General features: G+C 44.7%; 9 protein-coding genes. 1 reads left to right on the top strand and 8 read right to left on the bottom strand.

What is annotated here, in order from left to right; all coding sequences use genetic code 11:
• Nucleotides 1-122: 122 nt before the first annotated feature.
• The 8 genes from ACIG3F_RS08445 to ACIG3F_RS08410 form a co-directional block, all read right to left on the bottom strand.
• Nucleotides 123-1805: an AMP-binding protein gene (locus ACIG3F_RS08445; protein WP_396469817.1), complete on the bottom strand. Its 1683-nt coding sequence runs from the start codon at nucleotides 1803-1805 to the stop codon at nucleotides 123-125.
• A 76-nt stretch (nucleotides 1806-1881) separates the two neighbouring features.
• Nucleotides 1882-3378, bottom strand: a complete 1497-nt coding sequence (locus tag ACIG3F_RS08440; protein WP_396469816.1) for a flavin-containing monooxygenase — start codon at nucleotides 3376-3378, stop codon at nucleotides 1882-1884.
• A 12-nt stretch (nucleotides 3379-3390) separates the two neighbouring features.
• A complete protein-coding gene (locus ACIG3F_RS08435) occupies nucleotides 3391-4230 on the bottom strand; it encodes an alpha/beta fold hydrolase (protein ID WP_396469815.1) in 840 nt (279 codons plus the stop codon).
• Between the two features lie 128 nt (nucleotides 4231-4358).
• Nucleotides 4359-6161: an acyl-CoA dehydrogenase C-terminal domain-containing protein gene (locus ACIG3F_RS08430; RefSeq protein WP_396469814.1), complete on the bottom strand. Its 1803-nt coding sequence runs from the start codon at nucleotides 6159-6161 to the stop codon at nucleotides 4359-4361.
• A gap of 211 nt (nucleotides 6162-6372) precedes the next feature.
• Nucleotides 6373-7353: an NAD(P)H-dependent flavin oxidoreductase gene (locus ACIG3F_RS08425; RefSeq protein ID WP_396469813.1), complete on the bottom strand. Its 981-nt coding sequence runs from the start codon at nucleotides 7351-7353 to the stop codon at nucleotides 6373-6375.
• An 11-nt stretch (nucleotides 7354-7364) separates the two neighbouring features.
• Nucleotides 7365-8153 (bottom strand): enoyl-CoA hydratase-related protein, encoded by a 789-nt coding sequence (locus ACIG3F_RS08420; RefSeq protein WP_396469812.1) that lies wholly within the window; start codon nucleotides 8151-8153, stop codon nucleotides 7365-7367.
• 37 nt (nucleotides 8154-8190) lie between these two features.
• Nucleotides 8191-9114 (bottom strand): 2-hydroxyacid dehydrogenase, encoded by a 924-nt coding sequence (locus tag ACIG3F_RS08415; RefSeq protein WP_396469811.1) that lies wholly within the window; start codon nucleotides 9112-9114, stop codon nucleotides 8191-8193.
• Nucleotides 9111-9866 carry a class II aldolase/adducin family protein gene (locus tag ACIG3F_RS08410; protein ID WP_148334787.1) on the bottom strand — a complete coding sequence of 252 codons (756 nt, stop codon included), beginning with the start codon at nucleotides 9864-9866 and terminating at the stop codon, nucleotides 9111-9113. The genes ACIG3F_RS08415 and ACIG3F_RS08410 overlap by 4 nt, the downstream gene beginning before the upstream one ends.
• Nucleotides 9867-9976: 110 nt before the next feature.
• Between ACIG3F_RS08410 and ACIG3F_RS08405 the strand changes: the two genes are divergently transcribed.
• Nucleotides 9977-10414, top strand: coding sequence for a PaaI family thioesterase (locus ACIG3F_RS08405; RefSeq protein WP_396469810.1), 438 nt, complete (start codon nucleotides 9977-9979; stop codon nucleotides 10412-10414).
• The last annotated feature ends 63 nt before the right edge of the window (nucleotides 10415-10477 follow it).

Here is a 10477-nt window from a genome sequence, read left to right as displayed (position 1 = left end):
AAATTCTGTCGCATACAATTTGTGTGGTGCTAAATAAAAAGCTTGGTCATTCACCAATTCAATTCGAAAATCTTATTTTAAGTTGAGATTGGCGTTTTAAAGATAATGGATTAGATCATTCCTTAACAGGCCTTAGCGCTGGGCTGAACAGTACGAGGCAGTTCACGACGCAGAATTTTGCCTACTGCAGACTTTGGTAATCCAGCCACAAACTCAATGTATTTGGGCAATTTATAACTGGTCAGTTGCTGCTTCAGATAAGTCATGACTTCATCTTGGGTCAGAGTTTCATCCTGTTTCACAATAAATGCCTTGGGTACCTGTCCAGACTTTTCATCATCAATACCAATCACTGCACATTCCAGTATTTTAGGATGTTTGGACAGCACGCCTTCCAGCTCATTGGGATAAACATTAAATCCGGAGACCAGAATCATGTCTTTTTTGCGGTCCAGAATGGTGATATAGCCCTGCTCGTCCATACAACCGATATCACCTGTCAGGAAGAATCCATCTTTGGTAAATACCTGTGCTGTTGCTTCGGCTTGCTGCCAGTATCCTTTCATCACCTGTGGACCACGTATGGCTATTTCTCCAGCCTGATTAAGCTCTACAGGTTTTCCTTCATCATTCAGAATCAGAATTTCAGTCCCTGCCAATGGCAAGCCAATCGTGCCACTAAATCGCCGGCTTAAAGGCGGGTTAAAAGTTGCAGTTGGTGAGGTTTCAGAAAGTCCGTAGCCTTCATAAATCTGGCAGCCTGTGACCTCATACCATAAATTTGCCGTATTTTTTAAAATCGATGCTCCCCCGCCAGTTGTAGTTTTCAGGTTTGAATGATCCAGTTCACGAAAACGTGGATGATGTCCCAGTGCATTAAACATGGTATTCACCCCAGGGAAAACAGTGGGTGGATGTTTCTGGTATTGATCCGCCAAAGCATCCAGATCTCTCGGATTTGGAATCAGAACATTAGCGAAACCACGGCTTAAACCATAACTGAACAGGCAGATGGTAAATCCATAAATGTGATACAGCGGCAAGGCACAGAATACATATTCATTTTCAGTGGCATAGCGGTCACCAAAATGGCTGATAAATACGGTACTGTTCTGGGCGATATTAAATAAAATATTGCGATGGCTCAGTTCTGCACCTTTAGAAACACCTGTGGTACCTCCCGTGTATTGCAGAATGACCGTATCTTCCTGATGCTGTACAGGTGTTTTGAAATCAATAATTTCTACCTGATTTATTGCCTGCCTAAAGTCAAAGAACTGTTTATCCGGATATTGTGTTGCCTGACTATAAATAGCACTTTGCTGCTCTTGAATAAAATCCGGCGAATGCGTCGAAATAACATATTTGAGTTGAGGACATTCCTCTAATGCTGTTAATTGCTCCAAAGTCTGTCCAAGGATAATCAAGGCTTCTGCACCTGAATCCTGTAGCTGATGATAGAGCTCGCGCTGGGTGTACATGGGGTTGACATTGACCAGCACATAACCGGCCCGAATAATGGCAAAGGTCGCGATTGGATATTGAATAATATTCGGTAACATCACCGCAATACGGCTGCCAGCAGTCAGCCCAAGACTCTGTAAATAGCTAGCCAGTTTCTGGCTATACACATCGATATCGTGATAGCTGAATTTGCGATCTAGATAGATAAATGCGGTTTTATCCTGAAATTTTACCAAATTCTCAGCAATTATCGTGCTCAGGGTTTTCTCAGGATCTGGCCGGGTAAACTCCGGATTGATATTCCACTTTTTATATTCTTCCATCCATGGCTGACTGCTCATGACTATACTCCTGTCCTGGATTTACAATTATTTTGTATTATTTAAACCATAAAATTTTGATTTTAATTAAATATTTTTACACCACTTTCTGCTGTCTCGATTCAACATACTGGTAGTGATAACCGCTACGAATAAAATGCTGATTTTTATCCCTAAATGAATGAGCATAATCCGGCCAGACCAAAGTCAGCTTGCGACTGACCGGGTCCAGATACCAGCTTTTACAGCTTTCCGATAACCAGACACTACCTTGCGAAAGCTGCTGTAGCTCCTGCATATAGCTATTTTCAGCACTCTGATCTGCTTCAAAGACCTGAATCTGTTCCTGCTCAAAAAACTGCAAGGCATCCAGCACCAGATCAAACTGGGTTTCCAGAAAATAAAGTGCTGAATTATGTCCACTGCCTGTATTTGGCCCATTCAGGATGAACAGGTTTGGAAAGTTGTGTACGGTCGTTGACTGATAACCCTGCATACCGCTGGACCATTGCTGCTCCAGGCTTAAACCCTGTTTACCCACCACCTTTGCGGCATAGGGTGGACGTGCCGCTTCAAATCCTGTCGCAAATACGATGATATCTGCAGAAAATTTATTTCCAGCCTGGCTTAATACACCGTCTTTCATAACTTCTGCCAATGCTGAGTCTTCAAGTGTGACATTTGGTTTTAGAAAAGTCGGATAATAATCATTAGAAAGCAATAAGCGTTTACAACCAGGTTCATAATTCGGCGTGAGTTTGTGCTGTAATTCTGGATCTGAAATCTGATGTTTTAAGAATTGCAGGCAGTTTTTCTTGACCCGCTCAATCTGGCTTTTCAGATTACGGCGCTGGGCAAAATTGTATTCATTGCCCCAAAACAAGGAATGTCTTAAGGCTGACATACTGTCCGGATCTTTGCGGAAAAGCTGTTTTTCTGACTCAGAATAAGCTCGGTCTGGTCGGGGCAAAATATAGGGCGCACTACGTTGCAAGACGGTCAGGCTTTTGGCCGTTTTGGCAATTTCCGGCACAAGCTGGACGGCAGAAGCACCAGAACCCACCACAACGATATGCTGGTTCTCCAAATTTATCTGATGATTCCAGCGTGCGGAATGCATCACCTGGCCTTCAAATTCTTCCAGCCCCGGAATTTGCGGGAGATGCTCATCAGCCAGATGTCCGGTTGCGGTAATTAAAATCTCAGCCTGATACAGACCTTTAGAGGTGTGAATTTCCCAGATGCGTTCTGTTGTATTCCAGCTAGCCTTTTCCAGTTGCGTATGAAAATCGATATGTGGCCGGATATTTTCCTGATCACAGCATTGAATTAAATAGCGCTGAATTTCTGCCCCTTGCGGAAAGACCCGAGACCAGTCGGGATTTTGAATAAAAGAGAAAGAATATAAATGGGACGGTACATCACAGGCGACCCCGGGATAGGTATTATCACGCCATGTTCCACCCACTTCTGCTGCCCGTTCTATGATTTTAAAATCGTGAATACCCTGCTGTTTAAGGCGGATTGCCATGCCCAAACCGCCAAAACCGCTGCCTACAATCAGAATCTTGCTGCGCTGTCCTTGAGCTTGCATTATTTATCTCCTTTAAGGCATATAAGGCTGGATTTTTTGATTCGCCGGATATTGTTCTGGATGCTGGCTAAACTGATTGATCAGTTGCACTACTTCTGCTGGCGCTTCGACATAGAGCGCATGTCCTGAAGAAATTTCGATATAGCGACTGTTCGAAATTGAAGCAAACAGCAGTTTAGCTTGCGCTACAGGCACCATGCGGTCTTCACGGCAAGCCACAATCAACGTCTCTGCACGAATCTCAGACAAGATTGAGGTGATATCAATGCGATAATTCAGTTCACGCTGTTTGGCTGCATCTTGGGAAGGTTTGACAAAGCGTGCCAGATCCAACACCTGCTGTTCGCTTCGTGCAGACAGATAATCATCACTATACAGGCAATAATTGACAAAATGAGGCAAGGCCGCAGATTGTTCAGTAAATAATTGCTGCCAAATGACAGTACGTAGTTGTTGCACCGAGCTGGTTTTGGCCCAACCGGCTAACAGGATCAAACGCGCTACGCGCTGTTTTAAACTGGCTGCTACTTGTGCAGCAATCACGGCACCGAGTGAATAGCCGACCACTGTAATGATTTCATCTTTTGCAACTGCATGCTGAATCAGTGCTTCAACCTGCTGGCTAAAATCGGTCACCTTTAGATCAGCTTTATCGGGGGTATGCAAATCAATGGATAAAACCCGCTGATGAATACCCAGCATCGGAAAAATATAGCTGAAATGCTTGTCGGTATTTCCACCGGTGCCATGAATCAGAATAATAGTGGGAAATGCAGAACGCTGTCCGACTTCATGAAAAGTAAGTTGCAGATCAGCATAAGGACACTGTCGAGTAATCATGTCTAAATCCATATAGACTCCTGATCTTGTTATTTTATGGTTTATTCAATACCCGAGAATAAATCTCAATATTTGAATGGGGTGAGGATGTAAAATTATTAAAAAAAGACCCACGACAAGAGTATCGTGGGTCAAAAGCTTTAATCGAATTTGAACTCTTCAGGTTCAAGTAAAAACAGGCTTTCACCACCCGCCTGAATATTGGCAAAGTGGGTTGAAGTTCTTGGCAAAATACGTGCAAAGAAGAATTGTGCAGTTTTGATCTTGGCTGCATAGAACGGATCAGTATTACCTTCTTCAATTTTCTGCTGCGCAGTAATTGCCATTTTCAGCCACAGATAAGCGGACACGACATAACCAGAGAAATATAGGTAGTCAACTGATGCTGCCCCAATTTCATTGGCAGACTGCTGAGCCTGCTCCTGAATGGTTCTGGTTAATTCCAGCCATTGTTCAGTCAACTGGCTGACTTGTGCAACTTGCTGGCTAAACTGGGCATGTTGTTGATGTTCTTTTACAAAGCCTTGAATTTCCTCGGTTAATGCGGTCAACAGACCCAATTTTGAACCTAGAACTTTACGCGCCAGCAAGTCAATGGACTGAATTTCAGTGGTTCCTTCATAGAGGCTGGCAATACGTGCATCACGGGCAATCTGTTCCATGCCATGTTCAGCAATATAACCGTGACCACCGAAAATCTGCATACCATGTTTAGCCGCTTCTATGCCGGTTTCGGTCATTAATGCTTTGGCAATAGGGGTTAATAATGCTAGACGGTCTTCAGCTGCTTTCTTTTCTTCCGGGCTGTCAGTGGCTTCAGCGATATCGGCATAGGTCGCCAGATAATATGCAAGTGCACGTGAACCTTCTGCAAACACCTTTTGAGTCAGCAGCATGTTACGTACTGCCGGATGCACGATAATCGGATCTGCAGGTTGGCCTGGCGCTTTCGCACCTTCAAGTGAACGCATCGCCAGACGGTCTTGGGCATAAGCCAATGCCCCCTGGTAAGAAGACTCTGCTGCTGCCAAGCCTTGAATGGCTGTACCGATACGTGCCGAGTTCATAAAGGTAAACATGCAGTTTAGGCCGCGATTTTCAGGCCCAATCAGGAAACCTTTGGCATTATCAAAATTCAGCACACAGGTCGCGTTACCGTGAATGCCCATCTTGTGTTCAAGAGCGCTACATACCACGCCATTACGGGAAGCCACATTACCAGCTTCATCCAGATTGTATTTCGGCACAATAAACAGCGAAATACCTTTGGTTCCCGCAGGTGCATCTGGCAAACGTGCCAATACGATATGCACGATATTTTCAGCCAGATCATGTTCACCGGCTGAGATAAAGATTTTCTCACCACTGATGCTGTAACTGCCGTCTTCATTTGGCACTGCTTTGGTACGGATTAAACCTAGGTCAGAACCGGCATGAGATTCAGTCAAGCACATGGTTCCCGTCCAGCGACCTGCAATTAAAGGTACCAGGAATTTCTGTTTCTGTTCATCGCTACCGTGGTGCTCTAAAGTACGCATGGCACCATGGGACAGGCCTGGGTACATGCCCCAAGACCAGTTGGTTGCAGTAATAATTTCAGAAATAGCAATCCGGTATAAAGTTGGGAAGCCCTGACCGCCATATTGTTCATCACCGGTTAAAGAGGTAAAGCCGAGTTCTACATATTTGTCATAAGCTGCTTTAAACCCATCTGGAGTAGTTACGATGCCATCCTGCAAACGGCAACCCTGCTGGTCGCCTGTCGCATTAATCGGTAGAAGTTCGTTTTGGCAAAAGTCCGCAGCGACTTCCAGATATTGTTCCATAATATCCATAGAAACCTTGTCTGCGAATTTTGCATAGCCCTGATATTTCTGTTCAACGTTTAACAGGTCTTTCAGGACAAACTTCATGTCTTTTAATGGCGCAATATAATTTCTCATCGTAATTCCCTTGTATGAGTTCTAATTTGTATATTTATGACAATTAATTTCATAATACGAAATTATGTTTTAAATCCACTATAATATAATTTAAAGAATAAAATCTAGTCATTCGATGAAATTTCCCATTTAAAAATAAAAAATATACAGAATGAAAAAAAGCCATTCATGGTGGAATGGCTTTCCTATTCAGCGACTGCACTAAAGCTAATTAACGTGGAAAAAATTGAGCTAAACGCTGATGAACGATCTGCTCTGCCTCCTGCATGATATTTTCAATCAGCGTCTGACAAGTCGGAATGTCATGAATCAATCCCATCACTTGACCTGCAGTCAGTACACCAGCATCAATATCGCCATTTTCTAAAGCAAGCTTGCCTTTTAAGCCACTGACATAGGGACGAATCTGTTCAAATTCCAGATCTGGATCTTCACTCATTTTTACCACTAAATCAGATACCGCATTTTTGGCAACACGGGCAGTATTTCTGAACTGTCGATACAGCAGATGTGTCGCCCTTTCATCATTGTCGACATAGAACTGTTTGATGTTTAGATGGATCGGCGCTTCCTGAGTTGCACAAAAGCGTGTACCCATATTGATGCCTTCAGCACCTAAAGCCAAAGCTGCGACCAGACCACGGCCATCAGCAAAACCGCCACTGGCCACAATCGGCACAGTAAGCTGATCCGCTGCCGCAGGAATTAAAATCAGGCCAGGAATATCGTCTTCACCTGGATGGCCCGCACATTCAAAACCATCAATCGAAATGATATCCGCGCCAATTCTTTGTGCTGAAAGCGCATGACGAACGGAAGTACATTTATGAATGACAATAATACCATGTTGCTTAAACGCCTCAATATGTTCATGAGGCTTGTTGCCTGCTGTTTCTACGATCTTGATACTGCTTTCAATGATCGCCTGTCGGTATTCTGCATATGGCGGCGGATTCACAGCGGGCAATAAAGTCAGATTGACTGCAAAAGGCTGATCGGTCATTTCTCGGCAGCGTGCAATTTCCTTGACCAGGGCTTCAGGCGTCGGTTGAGTCAATGCCGTTAATGTTCCCAAGCCACCAGCATTAGATACGGCACTGGCCATTTCTGCGGTACCGACCCACATCATGCCGCCCTGAATAATTGGATAACGAATGCCTAAAAGCTCGGTAATACGGGTCTGAATTTTCATAAATGCTCTCCTTAGCATCCGGTAAATTGTGCAGGGCGTTTTTCAACAAAAGCCTGGACACTTTCTTTATAGTCCTGACTGCTCAGAGCCAGATATTGCAGATTTTGTTCCAGCTCCAGTTGCTGATCCATGTTATTTTCAGCACTGCGTTGCAAGGCCTGTTTGGTTAAAGCCAGTGCATAGGTCGGCTGTTGAGATAATCGGTGTGCAATGTCGTCGATATAAGCATCAAATTCTGTATCTGGAAGCATTTTCCAGATCATGCCCATTTCAGCGGCCTCTTTGGCATGCACCGGTTCCCCCAGAAAAGTAAGTGCCATGGCACGTGCATAACCGATTAAACGTGGCAACATCCAGGTGCCACCGGCATCAGGAATCAAGCCAATTTTAGAAAAGGCCTGAATAAATCGGGCACTTTCCTTGGCAATGACCAGATCACAGGCCAGCGCGATATTGGCACCTGCACCAGCAGCCACACCATTCACTGCTGCGATTACCGGTTTGGGACTCTGGCGGATCAGATTAATCAAGGGATTATAGTATTTGGCCAGCGAGCCTTGCGGTGGCAAAGGCACATTGCCGAGCTGTCCAGCACGTTCTTTTAAATCCTGTCCCGCTGAAAACGCCCGGCCTTTGCCGCGAATCACAATCACTCGAATATCCGGATCTGTATTCCAGTTTTTCAGCACCTGCTGCACTTCCTCATGCATTTGCCGGTTAAAACTGTTGAGTGAATCCGGACGGTTAAAGCTTAAGGTTGCGACGCCTTGCTGAACCTGAGTTTGAATCGTTTCCCACATCATCAATTTCCTTATTTTTTTGCCTGTATCCCTACAATTAATAGCCTTTATTGACATCTACCTGATGGCACAAATCCAGCCCGAGATTTAAGCGTCGGTCATTTTCCAGAATCTGTTCCACTACCACAGACATGGGTGCATGTGAGGCGACATGTGGCGTAACTACGATCTTTTCATGCTGCCAGAATGGATGATCCTGAGTTAAAGGCTCTTCTTCAAATACATCAAGGATTGCACCACGTAAGTGGCCGGAATCCAGTGCATTGAGTAGATCCTGCTCGATTAAATGCTGGCCTCGCCCGACATGAATTAATGCCGCCTGTTCAGGTAACTGCTGAAATAATTCAGCAGAAAGAATGCCGGTATTCTCTTCAGTAAGTGGTAGCAGATTAATCAAGATCTGGCTGTGGGCCAGGAACTCGGAAAGCTGTTCTTGGCCTACATAGCTTTTGACCTGAGCAATCTCTTTTGGGGAATTGGACCACCCAGACACCTGATAGCCCATGTCGGCAAAACGTTTTGCCGCATAACCGCCCATATGGCCAAGGCCCATAATCCCGATCTGGATATGATGGCTATAACTTTGACGATACTGTTTCCATAGCTGCTGCTTTTGCTGCTGGATCATGCAGTCAAAATAACGCTGGAAATACAGCACGCCCCAGAGCAGATAATCAAACATGCCTTTTTGATGATGTGGATCCAGTACCCGACATACTGACTGGTCAGATCTAATCTCGTTTAAATTTAAATGTTCGACCCCCGCAGCAATCGAATGAATCAGACCAAGTTCTGGAAGTTGCCGGAGTTTTTCCAGATCTGGAAACCACGAAGCTGCTGTGGTCGCCTGTTCAGCTTCCGGGCTGTCCAGTGTACAAAAACTGCCCTCAGGCGCATATTTCTGAAAAGACTTCACCAGAATGGCCTCAATATTCGGCACAGTACTGGAAATCACGATCATGATGCATACTCCGTATATTGATGCTCAATCAGGGATAACGCAGCCTGCCAGGCACGCTGTAAAATCGGTTCAACTAAAGGACTGGCGAACTGCTTGGCAGTTTTAATTCGGACTTCTTCTGCTGGATAATGCAGTTCGGCACCGCCACTTAAGGCCTTCACCTGCGCCTGACAGGCACGCTCCAGGAAATAGATTTCATGAAAAGCCCGTGCAATGGTTTCCCCAGCTGTTAAAAGTCCGTGATTACGTAAAATCATGGCGCGATGGCCGCCCAGGTCCTGAATCAGGCGTTCCTGTTCATCTGTTGACAATGCAACGCCCTCATATTCGTGATAGGCCACCTGCTGATAAAATTTCAACGCATGCTGGGAAATGGGAAGAAGTCCGTGTTTCTGTGCAGAAACTGCTATGCCATCTGCGGTATGCGTATGAATGACACAGTTCAGATGAGCATGTGCTTCATGAATTGCAGAGTGGATGACGAAGCCCGCCATATTCACCGGCTTGTCCTGTTCATAGCTTTCTACGACCTGCCCTTCATGATTAATCTTCACCAGCGTTGAAGCACACATTTTTTCAAAAGCGACACCATACTGATTAATCAGAAAACAGTCAGGTTGATCGGGAACTCTTAAACTGATGTGAGTATCGATCAGGTCCGTCATCCGGTAATGCGCGATAATGCGATAAAGCGCTGCGAGTTCACAACGTGCCTGCCATTCAGCATCTGTGACGAGATTTTTTATTGTCATCGTTCCATCCTGGAAAAATATAGCATTTCGATCATTATCTGTTATATCATAATTCCAGAAAAACAGAATGTTATTTCATAAAGCGAAATAAATCGTTACAAGGAGTGGATATGCCCACATCACAATTAAACGGACTTGAATATCTTACCGCAATTAAAAATGGGGAAATCCCCAGCTCAGCCATGAGTGAAATTATTCCCATGCGTCTGACCTTGGTGCGCGAAAACTATGTGGAATATGAGGTGCGTCCTGATCAGCGCCATTACAATTTACAGGGTGGTATTCATGGCGGCTTTTGTGCAACGGTTCTAGATAGTGCCACTGGCGCTGCCGTACACACGACAGTAGATGCAGGTGTCAGTTTCTCGACCATTGACCTGAATGTAAAAATGCTGAAAGCGATGAAAAGTGGCGAAACCTATATAGCTATTGGTGAAGTTATCCGGATAGGACGCAATGTACTGACCTCAGAAGGCAGAATTATCGATAAAGAAGGTACAGTTTATGCATTTGGTTCAGCGACTTTATTAGTTACTGCCCGTAAGTAAATCATTACACTGATGTAATCAATCCCTGCATGTGCAGGGATTTTTATTTTGAAAGAAAAATCC

Source organism: Acinetobacter sp. NPDC052428, assembly GCF_044547685.1.
GTDB classification, from domain to species: domain Bacteria; phylum Pseudomonadota; class Gammaproteobacteria; order Pseudomonadales; family Moraxellaceae; genus Acinetobacter; species Acinetobacter lwoffii_G.
This window is presented reverse-complemented; position numbering and strand designations above follow the sequence as displayed.

Bases quoted from the DNA above. Each gene is read 5' to 3' on its own strand.
- ACIG3F_RS08445 (WP_396469817.1), bottom strand. From the start codon at position 1,805: ATGAGCAGTCAGCCATGGATGGAAGAATATAAAAAGTGGAATATCAAT.
- ACIG3F_RS08440 (WP_396469816.1), bottom strand. From the start codon at position 3,378: ATGCAAGCTCAAGGACAGCGCAGCAAGATTCTGATTGTAGGCAGCGGT.
- ACIG3F_RS08435 (WP_396469815.1), bottom strand. From the start codon at position 4,230: ATGGATTTAGACATGATTACTCGACAGTGTCCTTATGCTGATCTGCAA.
- ACIG3F_RS08430 (WP_396469814.1), bottom strand. From the start codon at position 6,161: ATGAGAAATTATATTGCGCCATTAAAAGACATGAAGTTTGTCCTGAAA.
- ACIG3F_RS08425 (WP_396469813.1), bottom strand. From the start codon at position 7,353: ATGAAAATTCAGACCCGTATTACCGAGCTTTTAGGCATTCGTTATCCA.
- ACIG3F_RS08420 (WP_396469812.1), bottom strand. From the start codon at position 8,153: ATGTGGGAAACGATTCAAACTCAGGTTCAGCAAGGCGTCGCAACCTTA.
- ACIG3F_RS08415 (WP_396469811.1), bottom strand. From the start codon at position 9,114: ATGATCGTGATTTCCAGTACTGTGCCGAATATTGAGGCCATTCTGGTG.
- ACIG3F_RS08410 (WP_148334787.1), bottom strand. From the start codon at position 9,866: ATGACAATAAAAAATCTCGTCACAGATGCTGAATGGCAGGCACGTTGT.
- ACIG3F_RS08405 (WP_396469810.1), top strand. From the start codon at position 9,977: ATGCCCACATCACAATTAAACGGACTTGAATATCTTACCGCAATTAAA.